General features: G+C 57.4%; 22 protein-coding genes and 1 tRNA gene. 12 read left to right on the forward strand and 11 right to left on the reverse strand.

The window, feature by feature from the left end; translation table 11 throughout:
• Entirely contained in the window at positions 1-1,359 is a 1,359-nt protein-coding gene (locus VGR81_12715; protein ID HEV2289801.1) for a (Fe-S)-binding protein, read from the forward strand.
• A gap of 53 nt (positions 1,360-1,412) precedes the next feature.
• On the opposite strand, the gene VGR81_12720 is transcribed toward VGR81_12715, so the two are convergent.
• From VGR81_12720 to VGR81_12735, 4 genes are all read right to left on the reverse strand, one after another.
• Positions 1,413-1,679 (reverse strand): cupin domain-containing protein, encoded by a 267-nt coding sequence (locus tag VGR81_12720; GenBank protein ID HEV2289802.1) that lies wholly within the window; start codon positions 1,677-1,679, stop codon positions 1,413-1,415.
• Between the two features lie 198 nt (positions 1,680-1,877).
• Positions 1,878-2,750, reverse strand: a complete 873-nt coding sequence (locus VGR81_12725) for a hypothetical protein (GenBank protein HEV2289803.1) — start codon at positions 2,748-2,750, stop codon at positions 1,878-1,880.
• Between the two features lie 83 nt (positions 2,751-2,833).
• Positions 2,834-3,550 (reverse strand): hypothetical protein, encoded by a 717-nt coding sequence (locus VGR81_12730; protein HEV2289804.1) that lies wholly within the window; start codon positions 3,548-3,550, stop codon positions 2,834-2,836.
• 5 nt (positions 3,551-3,555) lie between these two features.
• Complete coding sequence (locus tag VGR81_12735; protein ID HEV2289805.1) at positions 3,556-4,167, reverse strand: sigma-70 family RNA polymerase sigma factor; 612 nt, start codon at positions 4,165-4,167, stop codon at positions 3,556-3,558.
• 291 nt (positions 4,168-4,458) lie between these two features.
• Between VGR81_12735 and acs the strand changes: the two genes are divergently transcribed.
• From acs to VGR81_12750, 3 genes are all read left to right on the forward strand, one after another.
• Positions 4,459-6,411 (forward strand): acetate--CoA ligase, encoded by a 1,953-nt coding sequence (acs, locus tag VGR81_12740; protein HEV2289806.1) that lies wholly within the window; start codon positions 4,459-4,461, stop codon positions 6,409-6,411.
• Positions 6,412-6,649: 238 nt separating this feature from the next.
• Positions 6,650-8,035, forward strand: a complete 1,386-nt coding sequence (locus VGR81_12745; protein HEV2289807.1) for a hypothetical protein — start codon at positions 6,650-6,652, stop codon at positions 8,033-8,035.
• 40 nt (positions 8,036-8,075) lie between these two features.
• Positions 8,076-8,702, forward strand: coding sequence for an ABATE domain-containing protein (locus tag VGR81_12750; GenBank protein ID HEV2289808.1), 627 nt, complete (start codon positions 8,076-8,078; stop codon positions 8,700-8,702).
• Here the strand turns inward: VGR81_12750 and VGR81_12755 are convergent.
• The 3 genes from VGR81_12755 to VGR81_12765 form a co-directional block, all read right to left on the reverse strand.
• A complete protein-coding gene (locus VGR81_12755) occupies positions 8,699-10,225 on the reverse strand; it encodes a GH1 family beta-glucosidase (protein ID HEV2289809.1) in 1,527 nt (508 codons plus the stop codon). The genes VGR81_12750 and VGR81_12755 overlap by 4 nt on opposite strands.
• A gap of 76 nt (positions 10,226-10,301) precedes the next feature.
• The gene (locus VGR81_12760) at positions 10,302-11,111 is read right to left on the reverse strand and encodes an SDR family oxidoreductase (protein ID HEV2289810.1); all 810 of its coding nucleotides are present in this window, start codon (positions 11,109-11,111) and stop codon (positions 10,302-10,304) included.
• A 143-nt stretch (positions 11,112-11,254) separates the two neighbouring features.
• The gene (locus tag VGR81_12765; protein HEV2289811.1) at positions 11,255-11,503 is read right to left on the reverse strand and encodes a PGPGW domain-containing protein; all 249 of its coding nucleotides are present in this window, start codon (positions 11,501-11,503) and stop codon (positions 11,255-11,257) included.
• 268 nt (positions 11,504-11,771) lie between these two features.
• On the opposite strand from VGR81_12765, the gene VGR81_12770 reads away from it, so the two are divergent.
• On the forward strand, positions 11,772-12,254 hold the full coding sequence (locus VGR81_12770; protein HEV2289812.1) for an adenosine-specific kinase: 483 nt from the start codon (positions 11,772-11,774) through the stop codon (positions 12,252-12,254).
• A 96-nt stretch (positions 12,255-12,350) separates the two neighbouring features.
• Positions 12,351-12,443 (forward strand) — tRNA-Ser (locus VGR81_12775).
• A gap of 156 nt (positions 12,444-12,599) precedes the next feature.
• On the opposite strand, the gene tadA is transcribed toward VGR81_12775, so the two are convergent.
• Positions 12,600-13,079, reverse strand: coding sequence for a tRNA adenosine(34) deaminase TadA (tadA, locus tag VGR81_12780; protein ID HEV2289813.1), 480 nt, complete (start codon positions 13,077-13,079; stop codon positions 12,600-12,602).
• Positions 13,080-13,202: 123 nt separating this feature from the next.
• Between tadA and VGR81_12785 the strand changes: the two genes are divergently transcribed.
• The 4 genes from VGR81_12785 to VGR81_12800 all read left to right on the forward strand — a co-directional run bounded on the left by VGR81_12785 (position 13,203) and on the right by VGR81_12800 (position 16,386).
• Positions 13,203-14,174, forward strand: a complete 972-nt coding sequence (locus tag VGR81_12785) for a hypothetical protein (protein HEV2289814.1) — start codon at positions 13,203-13,205, stop codon at positions 14,172-14,174.
• Positions 14,174-14,926, forward strand: a complete 753-nt coding sequence (locus VGR81_12790; protein ID HEV2289815.1) for a YdcF family protein — start codon at positions 14,174-14,176, stop codon at positions 14,924-14,926. The genes VGR81_12785 and VGR81_12790 overlap by 1 nt, the downstream gene beginning before the upstream one ends.
• Positions 14,927-15,001: 75 nt before the next feature.
• Positions 15,002-15,682 carry a polymer-forming cytoskeletal protein gene (locus tag VGR81_12795; GenBank protein ID HEV2289816.1) on the forward strand — a complete coding sequence of 227 codons (681 nt, stop codon included), beginning with the start codon at positions 15,002-15,004 and terminating at the stop codon, positions 15,680-15,682.
• Positions 15,683-15,687: 5 nt separating this feature from the next.
• A complete protein-coding gene (locus tag VGR81_12800) occupies positions 15,688-16,386 on the forward strand; it encodes a class I SAM-dependent methyltransferase (protein ID HEV2289817.1) in 699 nt (232 codons plus the stop codon).
• 284 nt (positions 16,387-16,670) lie between these two features.
• Here the strand turns inward: VGR81_12800 and VGR81_12805 are convergent, their stop codons facing one another.
• Positions 16,671-17,303 carry a VTT domain-containing protein gene (locus tag VGR81_12805; GenBank protein ID HEV2289818.1) on the reverse strand — a complete coding sequence of 211 codons (633 nt, stop codon included), beginning with the start codon at positions 17,301-17,303 and terminating at the stop codon, positions 16,671-16,673.
• 244 nt (positions 17,304-17,547) lie between these two features.
• Here VGR81_12805 and VGR81_12810 point away from each other — a divergent pair, with 244 nt between their 5' ends.
• Entirely contained in the window at positions 17,548-17,754 is a 207-nt protein-coding gene (locus VGR81_12810) for a hypothetical protein (GenBank protein HEV2289819.1), read from the forward strand.
• A 15-nt stretch (positions 17,755-17,769) separates the two neighbouring features.
• Positions 17,770-17,943: a hypothetical protein gene (locus VGR81_12815; protein HEV2289820.1), complete on the forward strand. Its 174-nt coding sequence runs from the start codon at positions 17,770-17,772 to the stop codon at positions 17,941-17,943.
• Positions 17,944-18,133: 190 nt separating this feature from the next.
• Here VGR81_12815 and VGR81_12820 read toward each other — a convergent pair whose 3' ends face one another.
• Together VGR81_12820 and VGR81_12825 are read right to left on the reverse strand one after the other, a co-directional pair.
• Entirely contained in the window at positions 18,134-18,520 is a 387-nt protein-coding gene (locus VGR81_12820; protein HEV2289821.1) for a hypothetical protein, read from the reverse strand.
• Between the two features lie 121 nt (positions 18,521-18,641).
• The gene (locus tag VGR81_12825; GenBank protein ID HEV2289822.1) at positions 18,642-20,327 is read right to left on the reverse strand and encodes a VWA domain-containing protein; all 1,686 of its coding nucleotides are present in this window, start codon (positions 20,325-20,327) and stop codon (positions 18,642-18,644) included.
• Positions 20,328-20,349: the final 22 nt, after the last annotated feature.

Below are 20,349 nucleotides of genomic sequence, written 5' to 3' on the forward strand. Positions count from 1 at the left end.
ATGCCTGGAGTGCCGCCACTGACTCACGAAGAAGCGCAGCGCGAATTCGCGGAGACGCTCAGCGGATTCACGGCGGGCGACAAGCCGGAATATGCGGATTACTCGCGCTGCATTCATTGCGGGCTGTGTCTCAATGCGTGTCCGACATACCGGTTGTGGCACAACGAAGCGGATTCGCCGCGCGGGCGGATTCGGCAGATGGCGCTGGTGGATCAAGGGCGGCTGGAGCTGAATGAAACTTTTGTCACGCACATTGACCATTGCCTGGATTGCCGCGCGTGCGAGACGGCATGCCCGTCGGGCGTTGAGTATGGAAAACTCGTCGAATTGGCGCGCGCGCAGATTGCCAGAAATTTCAAGCGGCCGCGGAAGTCGCGATGGATACGCAATTTTGTCTATCGCCGATTGCTGACGGATTCGCGGCGCATCGCGCGAATGGCGCGTTTGGTTCGCTTCTATCAACGGTCTGGGCTTGAGGCTGTTGCGCGCGGGACAGGCATTTTGCGCCTCGCCGGCATGAGCAAACGAGCGGAGCTAATGCCGCGGATTGACCGCGAGTTTTTCTTTTCGCGGCTGGGCAAGACATTCCCTGCGCAGGGAGAACGGCGCGCACGGGTGGCGTTTTTTGCGGGCTGCCTCGCGCAGGTGACGTTCACGGCGCTGAATGACGCGACGATTCGCGTTTTGCAAGCGAATGGCTGCGAGGTGGTGGTCCCGGCGGATCAATTCTGCTGCGGCGCGCTGGCGGCACATGCGGGCGAGCGGGATGTGGCTCGGGAACTGGCACGGAAAAACATGTCGGCGTTTTTGGCCGAACCGTTTGATGCCATCGTGACCAACGCGGCCGGGTGTGGATCGACGCTGAAAGAGTACGCGCATCTTTTCGAGACCGAGCGCGAAGGCGGCGAATGCGCGGGCGACGCCGAACGCGCGGCGGAATTTGCGCATCGTGTGCGCGACGTGACGGAATTTCTTTGCGAGCTCGGATTCTGCGCACCGCTGCGGGAGATGAAACTGCGAGTTACGTATCAGGACTCCTGCCATCTTCTTCACGGGCAGAAGATTCGCGAGGCGCCGCGCAAACTAATCCGCGCGATTCCGGGAGTGGATCTGGCGGAAATGCCGCTGGCGGAGCAATGCTGCGGCTCCGCGGGCGTTTATAACGTGACGGAGACAGCCACGTCGATGGAGCTGCTCGAAGAGAAAATGCGGAACGCGAAATCAACGGAAGCGCCGATTATCGTCACGGCGAATCCCGGATGCATGCTGCAATTGCGCGCGGGAGCGAAGTTGCACGCGACGGGGCAGGAAGTTTTACACGTCGTCGAGCTGCTGGACCGCGCGCTCAACAATTCTTAGCCGACGGTTCTACCAGCGCCGCCTTTTGACGCCACAAAGCATGCACGAAACTTTTAACGCTCGCCGATCAGATACCGGCAGCCGTGCGATCCGATTTTCGCAGAGTGGACTCTGCCGGCGGGAACATCGCAACGTTCGCCGGCCGAAAATGTGCACGATTTGCCGTCCATGGTCAGGGTCATTTGGCCGCTGAGGATGATGTGAGCTGTTTCGGACGCGTGGGTGTGCTCCGGGTAATACGCGCCGGCGGCGTCTTGCCAGATGTAAGTTGTGCGAAAGCCTTCACTGCGGAGTTGTTCTTCGAGAGCCTGTTCGTCCATTTCACCCTCGCTGCAAATGCGCTGTCCATTTCTGGCAAAGATCGAAACGGAACTCCGGCGCCGGAGATGGAAGAAGCAAAAGGGCGCGCGGGGAGCGCGCCCTCCGCATATTACCTCAGCTACGCCGGGGTGCGGACGTCAGCAGAGGTATGTTTGCCGGCCGGATGCGCAGCCGGAAACAAACTCGACCGGTTGACGCTACTGCCTATCCGGCTGTTCTTGCGGGCGCATTGAGCCGGACCGCGGTCCGCGCGCGGGGGCAGCCGTATAGTCCTGCGGCACCATGAACATCGATTGCGGCGGATTCGTGCGATCAATATTCGCCAACTGATACGTCGTGGTGCCAAAGCGCGGATCAGTGCGCTTGACGGAAACCATCATTTGCAGGTCAGGCGAATACCACTCCTCGGTGGTAATGACAATCGGCTTGTCGTTGCCAAACTGGCCTGCGGGAATCGTGCGAGTCTTGAGTGTCCCTTCAACGGTCAAGCCGTCCATCGTTTTCGTCCCGAGCGATTTTGTTTGCACGTCAACCCCGTTTCCTCTGTGACCTGCGAAACGGCCGGATGCTCCGGGGCCTCCACTGTCGAAGGCCTGCATATTCGATCGCCTCCGCAGATTTAAGACTCTAGCGGTCTTCTTGTTTTCGTTGAGGATGTAGCTCTTGCCTGCCGCAGGATCCTGGATGAATGCGATGTGCGGCACTTGTCCGGAAGCAGCAAGCGGGCCGATGGCCGGCAGAGTCATTTCATGCCGCGTCCGACCCAAAGAGTCGCGCGCAATTGTACCGCTTTCCTTGCGATCGATGCGCGTGCCGTCACTTAGGACCTGAACCGATTCGCGCGTGAACTGCGCCGAAAATGGCGCGTTGGCGACAACCTTTCCGCCAAAGCCGCCGACGATTCTTTCAAACGCGAAACTTCCGGGTCCCATTCCAGGCCCGCCGTGTCTCATATACGTCTGCGGCTGCTGCTGTGTCTGCGCATCCGAGGATTGCGCCTGTGCGCTCGTGCACATCGCGAAGGCGAGAAACGCGGCTGCGACATAGAATGCAAGTTTGCTCTTCAACATGGAACTCCTCCCAAAATAATTCGCGAAGCAAAATCGTTCTGCAAGATCCGAAGGCCCAATTGACGTACTGGATATCGGCGCATTCATTGTGGTTGCACCAAGCGCACGGCGCGAGGCCAGCCATCCTCCCCGACGAGCAGGTCCGCTTGCACAACATCCGCAGCATGCGCTTCATCCACCGGGTAGCCCAGACTGCCCAAAGCGCCGCGCTGCATCTGAACGCGAACGATCATGCCCGGATCACCGGGAGCCAATCCTTCGGCGTAGGGAACTGGCACGAAATCCGAAGTCAGGTCTTCCGCCGTTTCTTCGGGAGCAGAGTCTCGGACTACGGGTTGCGCGTTCGAGGGAATCGCAGCGACGGAAACCGGAGCTATTCCGGTTTTTCTATTTGTTATGCCGGGATGAGGCCGCGACAAATTCCAAATGCCAATGGCGAGGAGAACCGCAGCGGCTGCGGCTAGCGACGACCACTCTAGCCAGCGAAGCCGCGTCTGGCGCCGGCGATGACGCGCGCGTTCGAGACTTTGGTGGTGCTCACGGAACACAGATACCAGCGTCGGTTCCACATACGCGGGAGTTTCGAACTGTTCAGAGTCTTCTGCCGCGGCCGCAAGAGCCAATGCCAGCGATTGCGCTTCGGCCAACCGCGCCGCGCATTCCTGGCATGTCTCGACATGAAATCGCGCGATGACTGCCCGTGGCTTATCCAGTGCGCCGACCGTTCCACGCATTTCCTGGTGTGCCAGCTCGTGTACGATCTCCTGAAATTCAACGCAGTTCATATCTGTTTCACCCATTCCGTTCATCGCTTGCCGCCGGCCGATTTTTTCACCGCAGCGACGGGCCGCAAACGCGCCGCCAGCATTTCCCGTCCGCGAGCAAGGCGCGAGCGCACCGTGCCAATTGGGCAATCCAAAATCTTCGCCGCGCCTGCGTAGTCGTGTCCCTGAAGATCGCAGACGGTCACAGCCTCACGGTAGTGCAGAGGCAGGGCAACGATCGCACGGCGCAGCTGTTCCAAAGTTTCAGCGCGGACCAGGCTGTCAGAAAAATTCTCACCCAGCCCATAGGTGAGCGACGCATGATCCGCGCCCAACTGCGATTCAACGTCATCGGCGAGAGGCAAATACCGTCCTTCTCGTTCCAGAAGCCGCCGAGTATGATTTCGCGCGATGCCAAAGAGGAAAGCCTGCGGTACGCCTCGCGCGGGATCGAATCTTGCGGCTTCTCGGATCAGGGTCATGAATGCCTCTTGAACGACCTCTTCGGCTGCCTCTGGCTGTCCGGTCATGTGCAGCACAAAGCGATAAACAGAGCGCTGATGGCGGTGATAGAAGGAGCGAAATGCCTCCTCATCGCCCGCCGCCAACTGACGCAGCAGATCCTCGTCTCGGGGTTCAGCCCTGTCCGCCATATCTGCCTATTGGACGTATCCGCTGCGCCTTACTTATACCATTCACCTTGAGAGAGGCGAAAGTTCCAGGAAAACGGTCTCCGCTAAATCTGCAGGCCGGGGGGCCCTTGAGCCCGCGGACGACCATAACCCCAGGTTAAACCCCTGAACCACGCGTGGGTTGCGGCATATAGGGATTCTTGACCAAGCTACCCACGCTCTCGTACCTTAGGGACGGACAGAGGCTTTCCGTCCAAAGGCTGCGCTGCCAGCTGGCAATATCCACCAGGAGCGGGCCGCCCGGAGGCATTCGTGCAGGAATTTGATCCGCATGTGCTCAACGAAAAACCGGTCGCTCCTCCGCCCGAATTTCAGCGCCGCGCTCGAATCCGCTCTCTTGAGGAATACAGAAAACTCTATGAGCGCGCCAAGAACGACCCCGAAGGGTTCTGGAGCGAACAGGCGAAAATGCTGGACTGGTTCGAGGCGCCGAAGAAAATTTTGGAATGGGATCTACCGCATGCGAAATGGTTCGTGGGAGGGAAGCTCAACGTCTCGTATAACTGCCTGGACCGGCATTTGGCGAAAAACAGCGAGAAAGTCGCACTGTACTGGGAAGGGGAAGACGGCAAGAAAGTTCGATTGACCTATGGCGAGATGCACGAACACGTCTGCCGGTTTGCGAACGCGCTGCTGAGCCTGGGTGTGAAGGCGGGCGATTGCGTCGCCGTTTATATGCCCATGATTCCGGAATTGGCGATTACGCTGCTCGCCTGCGCGCGCATCGGAGCGGTTCATTCCGTCATTTTTGGGGGATTCAGCGCCACCGCGCTCATCGATCGCATCGGCGATGCGAAATCGAAGATTCTGATTACTGCGGATGGCGGGTATCGGCGCGGGCACATCGTACCGTTGAAGGAGACGGCGGACAAAGCCGTGGGAAGCTGCCCGACCATCGAAAAAGTGATTGTCGTGAAGCGCACGGACGAGGAGGTTGCATGGACAAAGGGACGCGATCTCTGGTGGCACGAAATCGAGGAGAAAGCTTCGCCGCATTGCCCCGCGACGCCGTTTGACTCGGAGCAACCGCTCTACATTCTTTACACCAGCGGAACGACCGGCAAACCGAAGGGCGTGTTGCACACGACTGCTGGATATTTACTTGGGGCAATGTACACGACGCAGATTGTTTTCGATCTGCGCGACGATGATGTGTACTGGTGCACTGCGGATGTCGGGTGGGTCACAGGGCACAGCTACCTGGTTTACGGGCCGCTGGCGAATTGCACGACGTGCGTGATGTACGAGGGAGCGCCGGATTTTCCGGAGAAGGACCGGTTTTGGAAGATTATCGAGCGCTACAAGGTTTCGATTTTTTACAGTTCTGCGACGGCCGTGCGGGCGTTTATGGCGTGGGGAAACGACTGGATTACGAAACATGATTTGTCGAGCGTGCGATTGCTCGGCACGGTGGGCGAGCCGATCAATCCGGCGGCGTGGAAGTGGTATTTCGATGTGATCGGGCAGAAACGCTGCCCCATCGTCGATACATGGTGGCAAACGGAAACGGGCGCGATCATGATTTCGCCGCTGCCGGGCGCGACGCCGACGAAACCCGGTTCGGCGACGCTGCCGCTTCCGGGAGTAATTACGCGCGTGGTGACGATGCAAGGCGAACCCGTTGGGCCGGGCGAGACAGGTTATCTCATCATCGAAAAGCCTTGGCCTTCGATGCTGCGTACAATTTTTGGCGACGATGAACGCTTCAAGCGCGACTACTGGAGCCGCATTCCTGGCGTTTATTTCACTGGCGACGCGGCGCAATGCGATGCCGACGGCTACATCTGGGTGCTCGGGAGAGTGGACGACGTCATCAAGGTCGCGGGGCATCGCTTGAGCTCGATGGAAATTGAGAGCGTGCTGGTGAGTCATCCGTCTGTGGCTGAAGCGGCGGTGGTCGCGCGTCCGGATGAAATCAAGGGCGAGGCGATTGTGTGTTTTGTCACGCTGCGGTCGGGCTACACTCACTCTGCGGCGTTGCGCAGCGCTCTGATCGAGCATGTGGCCGCAGCCATTGGCTCGATTGCGCGGCCGTCGGAAGTTCGTTTCGCCGATGTGCTGCCGAAGACGCGCAGCGGGAAGATCATGCGCCGCTTGCTGCGTGAACTGGCAGAGAAGGGCGGCGTCTCCGGGGACGTGACGACGCTCGAAGATATGAGCGTCATTCAAGAACTCGCCAGCGCGAAAGCCCTCGACGAGGAATAGATTTCGCACGGCTGCACGGTCTGCGATTCGAGAGGCAAGCGCCTTCCGCTCGCAACGCACGTTTGGGATTTCCGAGAAATTTGGCTATTGATCCTGGCCTCTTTATGTGTAGACTAACTGTATGAACGCACTTACACAGGTTAGAAGATTCGCGTCGATTATTCGTAAATTCTCTTTCGTTCATTACAGACGTGAATCGGTGCGCGGACGTATTTCCCCGAAGCTGCTCTGGAGACCAATGATCGCTTCGGCACTATTCTTTCTGGGCCTGGCAGGAGCGGCTGCAGCAGCACAGACCAATCGGCCCGCGAACCCGGTGCCTGCAGCGGCAGGCGGCATGTCGGTTGGACTTGGCGATGCCGTTGTGCCACTCAACGGGCCGTGGAAATTTCACGTCGGCGATGATATGCGCTGGGCACAGGCTGGCTACGACGACTCCTCGTGGGAAACAGTGGATCTGACGCCTCCGACCGGCGCGCATGATTCAGATGTGGGGCTGACTGGCTATGTTCCGGGATGGGGTGCGCGGGGGCATAGCGGCTACTCCGGCTACGCATGGTATCGGCTGCGCGTTTCCGCTAGCGCACCGGCGGGAGAGAGCCTCGCGATTTGCGGCCCATTTTATGTTGATTATGCTTATCAAATCTTCGTCAACGGCAGGTTGCTCGGTGGCGTAGGCGATTTTTCAAGACAACCTCCCACGGCGTACAACATACATCTGCCCAAGATCTATCCATTGGCACAAACATTCGGTTCCACGCCTTCCGGCAGCGGAAATTCCGTGCTCATAGCGGTTCGCGCGTGGATGGGCCCTTGGGCGCTGGGGGCGACCGACGCCGGAGGAATCCATATCGCGCCCGCGCTTGGTACGACGGCAGGCGCGGAATCTCTTTATCATATCCAGTGGTCGCAGGTGATCAAGGGCTATATCGTCGATGCCAGCGAAGGGCTTTTCTTTTTGTTGCTTGCCGCTATGGCTTGCATGTTGATCCCGTTTGATCGCAGCAATCCTGCCTACCGCTGGCTGGCGGCTGCATTGATTTCGATCGCTTTCGCGCGCGCGAATCAGGCCGTTTTCTTTTGGTGGCAATTCGAGAGCGTTCAAGGATTTGAGCTGGCGACAATTGTGCTTTTTGTTCCGCTGAGCCTGGGGGCGTGGACAATGGCTTGGTGCAGTTGGCTGCGCTTGCATGAATGCGCGTGGATGCCCAAAGTGGTCGGCATCATTACGGTCCTTTATATTGTTATGGAATCGTTGCGGCGCTCCTGGTTTTACGGTGATTTCCCGCACTGGGTCAATGCTCTCACAGGCCTCGGAATTACTTTGATTCGGTTGCTGTTTGCGCTTCTCACGTGCTGGATCATTTTCCGCGGGCTGACACAGAAGAACCGCGAGAAATGGCTGACGCTGGCGTCCATCGTGCTGATTTCGATCGGCCTCTTCGCGTCAGAACTGTCCCTGCTGCACATTCCCGGAATTTGGTTTCCGTTCGGTGTCGGCGTCTCCCGAACGCAATATGCCTATGCGGGGTTCGACGCCGTTTTCTTCGCGCTGCTGCTCCAGCGGCTGTTTTCTTTTGCGCGGGAACGAAGCATGTTGACACTTGCGCCCACGGAGCGGTAAGAAACGCTCTCGGGGAGGCGCGTGCAGCTCGCGCCGGAGCATGAGAAAGCGCGAAGAAGCCAAAAAGCCAGCGACCAAGGATTTTCAATTCATCGCGGGGAATCTGGCGCTCGACTTTGTGAACACGGTTGCAGACAGGTTAGGCACTCCGCGCGATTATTTCGTATCCGTGGGCGAATTCAATCGTTGGGCGTCCATGCGCGGGCTCTTGAAAGACGATGAATCCCTGCCATTGACTGCGCAGCAGTTCCAGACAATTCACGGAATACGCGAGGATCTCTATCACCTTTTTTGTTCGCTTACTGGCGGTGCGCGTCCCGCGGAGCGCCTGCTTCAAAGGCTGAACGTCAGGTTCAGCAAGGTTGTGAAGAAACGACGGCTGGTGGTCGCCGGACGCGAGGTTAGCTGGCAGTGGGATATGAAGAAGAGCGATCCGGACCGCGCGTTAGGGCCGATTCTCCTCAGCGCGACGGAGCTATTGACTTCGGGATTGTGGCGCAAGATTCGCCAATGTGACGACGTTCACTGCGGATGGCTTTTTGTCGATCGTTCGCGCGCGGGACGCAGGCGCTGGTGCAGCATGGCAGACTGCGGCAACCGAGCGAAAGTGCACAGATTTTATCGTAAGAGGTCGAGCAGGCGTCCGGAACAGCGCGCGAGAGCTTAAGTTGCTTCCGGCGCGGCGAGGAGAGCGCCGCGGGAAGCAATCACGCGAGCGTACCACCGGGCGGAGTCCTTCAAAATCCGTTTCTGAGTCGGATAGTCCACGAAGGTCAAGCCAAAACGCTGCGTGTAACCTTCCTGCCATTCGAAATTATCGAGCAGCGACCAATGCAAATAGCCGAGCAGAGGAACGCCGTCGCGCGCGGCGCGCGCGAGTTGCTGCAAGTAGCGCGCGGTGAAATCGATTCTCTGGGGATCGTGAACTTTTCCATCGAGCGAAATCCAGTCGCGCGTCGCGCAGCCGTTTTCCGTAATAAAGATAGGGGTCTTGTAACGTTCGTAAAGCCATTTGGGCGCCCAATACATCGCATCGGGCGTCACTTGCCAGCCGAACGCTGTTAGCGGGAACCCTGCAGGAAAGGGAACTGCTTCCGCTGTGCCGTTCGTTGCGGCGCGGATTAGCCAGCCGCCATAGATATTGGCGCCGAGAAAATCCAGCGGCTGGCGAATCGTTTCCATGTCGCCGGCTCTGATTTCCGGTGCATCAGCAGCGAGCGCGCGGAGCGCGTACTCGGGGTACTTGCCGAGAAAAACAGGATCGAACCACCAGGCATTTTCGCGCCACCAATGCGCGCCTGAAAAATGGTCGAGCGGGCTCGCAAAAGTGGAGGCACGCGCAGCGTCCACATCCGGCGCAGTTTCGCTTTCGGGAAGAGAGGGAGAAACGTCGTTGAGATAACCGACCTGAACAGGTCGCTTCGAATTCGCGCGAATGGCCTGGACAGCGCGGCCTTGCGCTAGAAATGTAATGTGCGTGGCACGCATGTATTCGCGGCGCGGCAATTTCTCGCCGGGAGCTTGCACGCCAGTGACATACGCGCCGCCAATAAACGAGCGCGGCTCGTTGATCGTCAGCCAATAGGTGGCGCGATCGGAAAGTGCGCGGGTTACAGTGGCGGCATAGTCGCCGAACCACTCTGGCATGTCGCGATGCAGCCAGCCGCCGCGGCGATGCAGAGCCAGAGGCGTATCCCAGTGGAATAGAGTGACAATCGGCTGGATGTTCGCGGCGAGGAGGGCATCGACCAGACGACTATAGAAATCGAGGCCCTTCGGGTTGGGCTGGCCAGTGCCCTCGGGGAAAATGCGCGGCCAGGAAACGCTGAAACGAAATGCGGTTAGCCCCATTTCGCGCATGTGGCCGACATCTTCGGCGTAGCGATGATAGAAATCGCAGGCGAGATCGCCGGTCTGGTTATCGCGAATCTTCCCGGGCGTATGCGAAAAGACGTCCCAGACGGAGACGCCCTTGCCATCTTCGTGCGGTGCGCCTTCGGTTTGATATGCGGACATGGCCGCGCCCCAAAGGAAGTTTTCGCCGAATGGCGAGGTTGCAGCGCTTGCCGAAGATTGTGGGGAAGAGACGAGGGCCGCCGACGTTTGTCGGCTTTTCGTCGCCGCGGAGCTTTCGGGAATGTTGATGCAGGAACCAGCGAGCGCGAACGCACTGCCTACAGATGCAGACATAAATTCCCGGCGCGTCAGATTTCGTCGCGTGGCGGAATCGCGTTGTGTCTGGTCTAATTTCATGAACGCGGCAGACTCATTTTTTTGGTTCGAACATTCCGGCAGCCACGCGCGCGACCATGCGGCGCGGTGCGAGACGCTGGCCTTCGACGCTCAGATTGTTCTTGAGACCGGAGATCACGCTGCTCTTGCCAGCGGCAAGGGCGCGCAATCCGACGCGGGCCACTTTCTCCGCCGTTTCCGCGCCGCGAAACGTGTTTTCCGGCTGGCCAGCGACTTCGCGAAATTCGGTGGTGGTCGAACCGGGGCACAGGGCGCAGACATGCACGCCGTAGCGGCGAGCTTCCTCCGCGATGCCTTCGGCAAAGCGAAGGTCAAAGGCCTTCGTCGCGGCGTAAGTCGAAATGTAAGGCACGGCCTGAAAACCTGCGACAGAGGCCAAAATTAAAATGTCGCCATGGCGGCGCGCAACCATGTCAGGAAGATAGAGGTGCGTCAGATGCACAACCGCAGCGCAGTTGACCTGCACCATATCCAACTGCCTGCGAATATCTGTTTCGTGAAACCGGCCGTAATCGCCGAACCCGGCGTTGTTGACCAGCAACTCGATTTCGATTTTCTTCGACTGCGTGAATGCGCGGATCTGGCCGGGCGCCGTGGGATCGGTCAGGTCTGCGACGAAGATTTCGACGCTGATGTCGTGATCATGGCGCAATTTTGCGGCAAGTTTTTCAAGGCGATCCTTGCGCCGCGCGGTCAGGACCAAGTGTGCACCGCCTGAGGCAAGCTGTTCGGCCAGCGCCTGACCGATTCCAGCGCTGGCACCCGTAATGAGCGCCCATTTGCCCGCCCAGCGATTTGGAGCGTTATTTTTTCCGCTGGCCATGATTACCCCCTGTCCGAATGGCTTTTTGCAAAAGGCATGGAACCATAATCGAGGCGTCCCTGAACAGGAATAAGTTAGGGGTGTACTGAAAAGGCAGGCGATTTGGTGGTCGTGAGACTACAGGAGGGTTGTATTGCGGGGGATTATGCGCCGCGGGCGTTTCCGCGAGTCAGAACGAAGTCACGCAAACGCGCGCCCTGCTCCTTCATGCGGTCCAAGAGCTGCCGCGCCCACACAAATTCGGCGGCGAGGATGCCCAACCCAAGCAGAATCACCAGCCAGCCCGGCCCGGGGCCAATGAGCAAAACGATGCCGACACCAAGGAGCGTGAATCCAAAGAGGATTTTTAGGAACCGCTTTGCTTGTTGAAGTGTCCTGAAAATCAGCGGCATTGGGCGCGACCCGTTCGTTCTTGCATTTGCTTCTTTCGCTGTCCGCCTCCTCCTCTAACCACCCGCTGCAGGGGAGGAGTCTCTAGAAATTACAGGGCAATGATTGGATGCTGAATCTTCCCCATTCGATGCGAGCACGCCGTTCGCCAATTTCGAGCATCCTTGCCTTCTGCAACTCCCATGCTGATAATGGGTTCCATCCTGCGCTGGGCGACCGAGGGAAATTTGTTGCCCGGAACCGGAAAGAACTTACCTATCGAGGTCAAGAATGGAGATCGTTGCGGTACGGTTGGAAATGCCCGTGGGAGCCAACGTTATTCTCGGACAGGCTCATTTTATCAAGACGGCCGAGGATCTCTTCGAGGCTGTGGTGAACACGGTCCCCGGAGCGAAATTTGCGATTGCCTTTAACGAGGCGTCCGGACCTTGCCTGATACGCGTGGAAGCGAACGACGAGGAGCTTCGCCGAGCCGCTATCGCGAATGCTCAGTCCATTGGTGCGGGGCATCTCTTTGTGCTACTGCTGCGCGATGCCTATCCGATTAACTTGCTTGGCCGCATCAAGGATTGCTTTGAGGTTTGCTGCATTTATTGCGCTACGGCGAATCCTATCGAGGCGATCGTTGCGGAGACGGAGCAGGGACGCGCAATTTTGGGGGTTGTGGACGGGAACTCTCCGAAGGGAGTCGAAGGACCAGCGGAAGCAAAGGCACGGCATGAGTTTGTCCGAAAGATCGGCTATAAGCGCTGACTTGGCTGAGAGAATTGCGCGTTTGAGGTGGCGGCTGGCGGCGTGTCGTTGCTGCAAGTGAGAGCGTCTGGTAATCTTTTCATACGCTGTTGGCGCGGAGAGGTGTCTGAGCGGTTGAAAGAGCCCGCCTCGAAAGCGGGTAGCCTGGCAAAACCGGGCTCGTGGGTTCAAATCCCACCCTCTCCGCCATGTTCTTGGTGATTCCTCTCTGAACCTGCAGGGTTGAGCGGCTACAGCAGCCTGGGCATTCGACATCTTGATGGCCGCTGCGCGCGATGCGCTTTCAAATCCCCCTATTTCCGCCTTTGCGTATAGGTTGCTCTCGATGGAAATTCGAGCTTGTGGCTAGCGACGGAGGGCGAAGAAGTCTTGCATCAGGGCGATGGCCTCTTCGGCGCGGATGCCGGAAGCAACTTCGACTTTGTGATTGACCTTCGGATGGTCGAGGACCGCGAAACAGGAGCGCACGGCGCCGCCCTTGGGGTCTTCGGCTCCGTAGACTAGCCGAGCGACGCGCGCCTGCAGCATTGCACCGGCACACATAGCGCAAGGTTCGATCGTGACATAGAGAGTCGTGCCGAGGAGGCGGTAGTTGCCAAGCACTGCTGCCGCCGCGCGGAGGGCAACTATTTCCGCGTGCGCCGTTGGGTCACAATCTCTGATTGTGCGATTTGCTGCGCGAGCCATGATGCGCTCACCCAGCGTGATTACGCATCCAATGGGAACTTCTCCTGCTTGCTGCGCCGCACGAGCTTCGGCAAGGGCCATTTCCATATACTCCACATCCCTTGTGGCTAAGGACGCAGCATTTCTTTCCTGAGTCATATTCAAATTAGAGTATCACGCCAACTTGTTTGTATGTCGGCTTGCTCGAATGCGCCTGGTAAGGTATAAAAATTCGGCTGCTTTATTCAGCAGGATTGCCTCGCAGGTTTAGAACAAGGCGCGATGGAACTTAGAAAAGATCCAATCACAAGAAGCTGGGTTGTAATCGGGCATGCCGGACACATGGAATTGCCGCGAGATCCCTGTCCGCTGTGTCCTGGCAATGAAGGCGATACGCCGACGATTCTGCAACTGCCCTCGCATGGTCCCTGGCGTGTCCGAGTGATGCCCCATTTTCGGCCGCTTTATCGCATCGAAGGAGAGCCCGGGCGGACAGCCGAGGGCATTTATGACCGGATGAGTGGCCTCGGAGCCCACGAAATTATCGTGGACACCACGAACCACGTGAACGATCTTGCCGATGAGCCGGATGAGCAAATTGCGTTGGTTCTTGAGACCTACGCCAATCGCATTGCTGACTTGAAGCGCGACCCGAGGTTCAAATACGTTACTGTGTTCAAGGACCGCGGCGCAAATTCCGGCCAGGAATGGTTGCATGCGCATTCTCAGGTAACTGCGACTACGTTTGTCCCGCGCCGAGTCCTCTATGAATTGCGCGCGGCGCGCGATTGGTTTCACGAGCGTGACCGATGCGTTTTCTGCGACATTCTTCGCCAGGAAGAGAAGCAGGGCAAACGCGTGGTGGATTCGCAAGCGGGGTACATTGCATTTTGTCCCTATGCTTCCCGCGTTCCCTTTGAGACGTGGATTTTTCCACGCCGCCACAGCCACGAATTCGAAAAGCCAGGCGAAGATTTTCGCGCACTCGGTGCGCTATTCGGACGAACGATTCGCCGCTTGCGCGCTCTTTCTCAGGGCTATCATTTGGTTTTGCACACGTCGCCAAACGTCCTGCAGACGAAGGGCGAATTGAGCGAATATTGGCAGAACCTGTCCGGAGACTACCACTGGCATATCGAAATTATGCCGGTCGTACCGACCAGCGAGAAGTCGTACATCCTAAAGGAAGTCTATTTCAACAGCCTTTTGCCCGAACAGGCCGCCGAGCTGCTTCGGCAGGTTGATCTGGGCTGATGGTGCGGGAATTCACCGGCGGAGGCACTTCGCGTGCAGAACGCGGCGGAGTGATTGCCAAACTGCTCGTCCTCGCCATTCTCATCGTGTTTTGTTTCCTCATTTATCTTGTGCGCGCACCCCTCTTGCGGCTCGCCGGAGGCTATTGGGTTGTATCTGATGCGCCGGCGAATTGCGATGCCATCGTGATACTCAGCGATGATGATTTCACGGCCGATCGCGCGGCTCGCGCCGCGGAGCTTTATCACGCGGGCTGGGCGCCACGCATTCTCGCCAGCGGGCGCTGGCTGCGGCCCTACGCAAGCATTGCGGAATTGATGCAACACGACCTGGAAACACGAGGCGTGCCGAAGGAAGCGATCTTGCCGTTTGCCCACCAAGCCCCTGACACGCTCGAGGAGTTGAAAGATATTCGGCAATTCGTTCAACAACACGGATGGAAGCGCATCATGATTGTTACTTCGAATTATCACACGCGGCGGACGCGGTATCTTGCCAGACATGTATTTCCGGCGACCGTTGCAGTTCTCATCGAGTCCGCTCCGGACGCTAACTACGATCCTGAGTCGTGGTGGAGGACGCGCGGCGGGCTCAAGATTTTCTTTCACGAAACCGTGGGGATGATTGTTGCCATGTGGGAAGTGCACACCGGCGGGACAAATTCGAAGCCGGCCATGCTATTGGCTCTATTTCCTTTCTGCGAACATTTTTCCTTGTCATTTTGTTTACAGACTTGCGGCTCTGTACTATAGTTCCTGCACCGCAGACGATTGCCTGGCACCCGGGCCTGGGGCGGTCGCGATAACTCATCCACAATGGAGGTTTCCATGTGGCGGAAACAACCAGAAGTGAAGCCGTCTCCAGCAGTTGCGCCCGGAGCTCAGAATTCTCCCTCATACGCGCCGGCAGTGGAATCGCCAGTGCGTTCTTCAGCGCCTGCCACGGCTGCAAGCGGGCCTGCTTCCTCCTCGCCTTCGTCTTTTTCATCCGCTCCTTCGGCGTCGCCTGATGCCGCCGTTCTCACAAATGGAATTCGCATCAAAGGCGAACTTTCCGGCAAAGCGGATCTGGTTATCGATGGCGAAGTCGAGGGCAGTATTCGCCTGGTTGAATCGCGGCTGACGATTGGGCAAAGTGGACGCGTCAAGGCCAGCATTGAGGCCCGTGAAGTGACAGTTCGCGGATCCGTGGAAGGCAATGTTCGTGGCCGCGAGCGCATCGCGCTCGGTTCGTCTAGCCGTGTGAAAGGCGACCTCGAAGCTCCGCGCATCGCTATTGAAGATGGGGCGAAATTCAAAGGCCGCGTGGAAATGGGTCCCACGGCAGACGCGCGCGAACATCAGAGCAAACGAAACGCGCCTGCGGCGAACGCCTCGACACCGGCTATAACATCGCCAGCGCCCGCTGCGGCTCCGTTTTCTTCCGCCGCACCCGTACAAACGCCTTCGTCAGTAAGCGCTTCTCCGGCGAATTCCGCTGAGCCAATCGCAGCGCATACAAAGCCATGAACTGGATGAGCAAACCGCGTCTGGGAAGCAGTGCCGCGGCGCCGTTGCGCGTGAAGAAATACGATTCACTTTCGGCGTCAACTCACACGAACGGCAATGAAAACCTTCGCCTCTCCAACGGGCTTAAAGATTTCCTATGGCTCATCAGCGATGTTGAAAATGGACGGCTTCTCGATCTCGGTGCAGTGTCCCAGGCCACACTCAGTTTTTTCATCGAACGAGGCTTTCGCGTGACGACCGATGATCTGCAGCGGTCCTGGGCGCAATTTCGTGCCATCGAGGAGGAAAAGCAGCGCAATCTCCCACCGAGCGATTTCAATGAACCGCTGACTGCCGAAGAGATTGCGCAGCAGTTCCTGCAAAATTCGCTGCAATATGCCGATGAAGAATTCAATGCTGTGCTTGTCTGGGATCTTTTCGATCATCTCGATGCAGACTTGCTTCCGAGCATCGCCAATCGGCTCTACGAAATCGTGCGTCCCGGTGGCGCGGTCCTCGGCATTTTTCACAGCAAACCTGCGGAGCGAATGTATCGCTACCGCATCGTAGATAACCAAACGATCGAAGTGATTCCCATTGGACCGGCTAAGGCGACGGAGCGTGCATTTCAGAATCGCGAGATTTTGAATTTGTTTGGCCGCTTCCGTTCGGCCAAGACCTTTGTGGGCCGCGACCAGCTCCGCGAAGGCCTGTTTATCAAGTAAGTTGCTGAACCGCTGCAGGATTCCGCATCTGTGAGATTCTCCTTATTTTCTCTCTTGCGTTCTTGCGCGCATCGGCGTATTAGGGACTTGGAACATGAATCACTTGGAGCACGGATGGACGAAAGTGTGACTCCACCGGGCCAAGACTCCTGATACATTCACACCGCTCTTGCGGTGCGTGCCCTCCAGGCGCCCAAGCGACGCCGACTGGGCTTCAGGAAACGCCGAATCGGGGAATCGCAAGATTCCCCGATTTGCATTTTTGGGAAGGTTTTTTCTGCGCGCTAGCCCGCCCGCTTCTGAGCGCGCACTTTCCACGCAGAAATAATTGCGGGCAGCAACGAGAGGAAAATCACTGCGGCGATGACCCAATGGATTTGCCTGTCGATGTGAGGAATAGTGGCTCCCAGCGTGTAGCCCAGCAGCACCATGCTGCAAACCCACAGAAGGCCACCGAAGATGTCGTACGTGAGATATCGCGCATAGTTCATTTTCGCAGCGCCGGTCACCGGAGGGCAAAACGTGCGGATAATGGGCACGAAGCGCGCGAGGATGACGGTCATGCCGCCATACTTTTCATAAAAGGCATGTGCTTCCTCAAGATGCTTTTTCTTGAAGAAGCGCGAATCCGGCCTGTTGTATAGGCTCCCGCCCGCCTGGCGGCCAATGAAATAGCCGAGCTGGTCGCCCGCAATCGCACACATGGATACCGGGAGCAGTAGCCAAACAAGCCGCAGTTGGCCTGCTGCGGCAAATACGCCGGCAGTCACCAGGAGGGAATCGCCCGGCAGGAAAAAGCCGAAAAACAGCCCCGTTTCCACAAAAATGACTCCGCACACCAAGAGTGTGCCGCCCCATTCGATCAGGCCTTTGACGTCGTATAGGCGATGAACCAAGCCTTGCCAGGGAATCAGCATTTGAACCGCATTATCCTCCAACAGAACACATAGACTGCTTGGACCTCACAGCAGAGCTACTGTAACTGACGCATTCTAAAACACATAGATATAGTCGCTGTCTCCGTGTGCGGCCGACGCCCCATCTCTGCATGCTACTAGTACTTTGCTCCCAGCTAAAGTGGCCCAGCGTACCATATCGCGCGCCGCGCCCAAACTTCAGAATGCGTGTGTCGGACACAAAACGCAGTCCAGGAGGGCAAGTATGGAAGGCGGATACACAGTCTGGATGGGGCAGCCAGTGGTTCTGAGAGTCGTGGCAGGTAACCTCCGCGTGCCGCTTCGTGGCCGCCTGGTGAGCGAAACGAATGATTCGCTCCGTTTGCGCATCGCCGACAACTGGGACGTCGATATCTTTAAGTCCATGGTCGTGGCAGTCGAACAGGATCTGCCGACGGTTCTGATTCACTAAGCCGAGAGTTTTCATATGAGTGAGTTTCGCGATATTTCGACAGACACACAATCGGCGGATCAAGGCGCGGACGATTTTCGATCTGCGACACTTCTTCCGTTGCTGATGAGCGCTTATGGATTGGCTGCTACGCTGGCTTATCGCGAAATCTTGAGGTTTTTAATCATGGCGCGGGTTCTGGGCTGCTAGTTCGGACTCGCGCCAGAGAATTCGATCTTCCGGCCCACCCTCAATGCCCCCGCCCGGGCTCGTCACCCCACGAGTCCGGGCTTCTTTTTTCTGCGCGGATAGGCGCCCAACTTCCAAATCAATACAGCACTGGAATCGAGAATCAGCGATGCGCCCTAGAAGTTTCTGCGCGTTAGCCGCTGGCAGCGGACTAGTCGCTGTTCTTTTCTTCTTTGCCCGACACCCAGGCGAATGCCTCTTCGCGGTCGCGAAACACACGTATGCCGCGCTCGCCGCGCATGTCACGGTGGATCTCAAATAAGCGCGCAAGTCCGTATACGGCAGATGTCCTGGCGATGATTGCACGACGAGAGGTCGTTGAGAAAACGTGTTCTATAGCCAAGTCTCGAATGTCGGAAGCTTCTACGTCCACATCTGTTACCTCAGAGAAATCCATGATCTGCGAATAATTGGGGTCGAAATCAGGATCTCTAGTAAGCGCGCGGCGATGGGTAACAAGTTCGGCTTTCGTAACCACGCCGGATGCGGAACTCAGCACTAGCCGGCGAGTCTTGTCGATGGTGTATGCGGTGGGCATACTCTGTTCAACGCCGAGTGAAGCTCGGATACTGAACCGCGCTGCGAAAATTTTCAATCACCGGAAATTCTTAGTCGTTCCTCCTGAGAAATATTTCGCCAGCCTTGCCCATGGCGTTCTCTCATTTGACGTCAGACATCGGAACAATCACGGTTCCGACATCACTTGTGGCAGGGTCTTCAACAAGGATGCGCATTGTTGTTGCGCCGGCCTGAGTCTGAACGTATTCATGAAAGAGAATGCCGGATTTCAAGAGTGCAGGATATCGCTGCTCGGGGAATTGCAAGGTGAATGTCTTTCCGGACTGAAAAATCACTTTCCCGGTCTGGTCCTGTTCGATGATGTAGACCTCAACGGTGCCTTTGCGCTCGCCGCCGCTTTGCGCAAGATGAAGATCATGCGCATCTATGGAACACAAAATCTTCAGTGAATTAGGCGGCTGGTCCGTGCGATCGATACGCGCGGTCAGCGGAATCGAAGAAGATTCGATTGGGCTCCGCACTGCTGTGACGAGCCGTACCTGGTCTTCGTTCTTCGTGGCTTCGGTGTCCGGGAAGGCGAAGTAGCCTCTCGGATAACGCACAGTCAAGCCGTGGCCTTTCACTTCCACCTTGATGTTATGAAATTTCCCGTCGAGCGCGCTGGGATCGATATAGAAGCCGAGAGTATAGGTGACGGCGGAATCGTCTACGGCTTTGCGAATGGCGCCGGTCAGATCGTTGGTGTTGACGAACGCCTTACCGCCGGTATCTTCGGCGACTTTCTCCATCGTTGCAATGCCGATGGGCCGCTGCGACTGCCCAGGCATATTGTCATAGTGGCCCGCAGCGCCGGAAACTTCATCAGCATCCGCATTTCCGCCGATCTCAGCCTGCTCCGAAAAGCCCGCGGGAAGCAGACCGCGTGCATCCACAGGATAAACGGCAATATTTGCGGGACCGAGCACATGAGCCATTGCTGCGCCAGAAAAAGGAAGATTGGCCGTCAGCCAAACGAGATTCTTGCGCCCCGGAATATTGGCGACATGGGAGGCAATTTGTTGGAGCGCAGCCATCGTTTCCGCACCGCGTTCTTCGTTGGCTCCTGCCGCCAACCGCATTGAGGCGCTGTTATCGAATCCGCTGCCTTGGCGGAAAAAATTTTCGGCCGTAGAGTCGTGGCCGGAAAGATTTATCGCCGTGCGGCCGGGCTCAACAATCTCACGATTCGTGATCGACTTGGCATCGTAGTTTTTCAGAATATTGAGCAGCTGGTCGCGGTCGCTGGTGAAATCGCAGAGTACATAAAGAGAATGGTGGAGGCCGTAAATCGCGATGCGGTCCTGCGGCGGCAATTGCTTGATGAATTCGATTAAGTGTGACTTGGCGTTTTGTAGTGCATGGTCTTCGATCCAAAACGGCGTGCTCTCGTACTGGCTTTCCGGCGAGGAACCGTAGAGCGTGTTCAGATTGTCGAGCAGTACGATGGTGATGCTGCGAGGTGCGGTAATTCCATAGTGCGGAACATCGGAGAAGACGTTCTGAGGCAGCGGCTGTTGTGGCGGTTGTTGTGTAGCAGCGGCGGCATCGGCGGAAAAAATGCTGATTGGCTGTGGTTTGCCGCGGTCAAAAACTGTGAAATCGTCTTTCGTGAGATTGGCCACCGTGCGATTTTTATCGCGGACAATAATACCAAGCTGAACGAGACGCGCCGACACGCGAATCTTCGGAAGCTGCGAAGGATTCTGCGGCGCCGCCGAGATTGGCAAGAGCGGCAGCAGAAGGCAAATGGCAACGCGGCAGCTCATCGAGCAAAGTGCGATTCTCATTTTTGTCCTGCTTCGCGGCGCT

Source organism: Candidatus Acidiferrales bacterium (assembly GCA_035934015.1).
Classification (GTDB): Bacteria; Acidobacteriota; Terriglobia; order Acidiferrales; family UBA7541; genus DAHUXN01.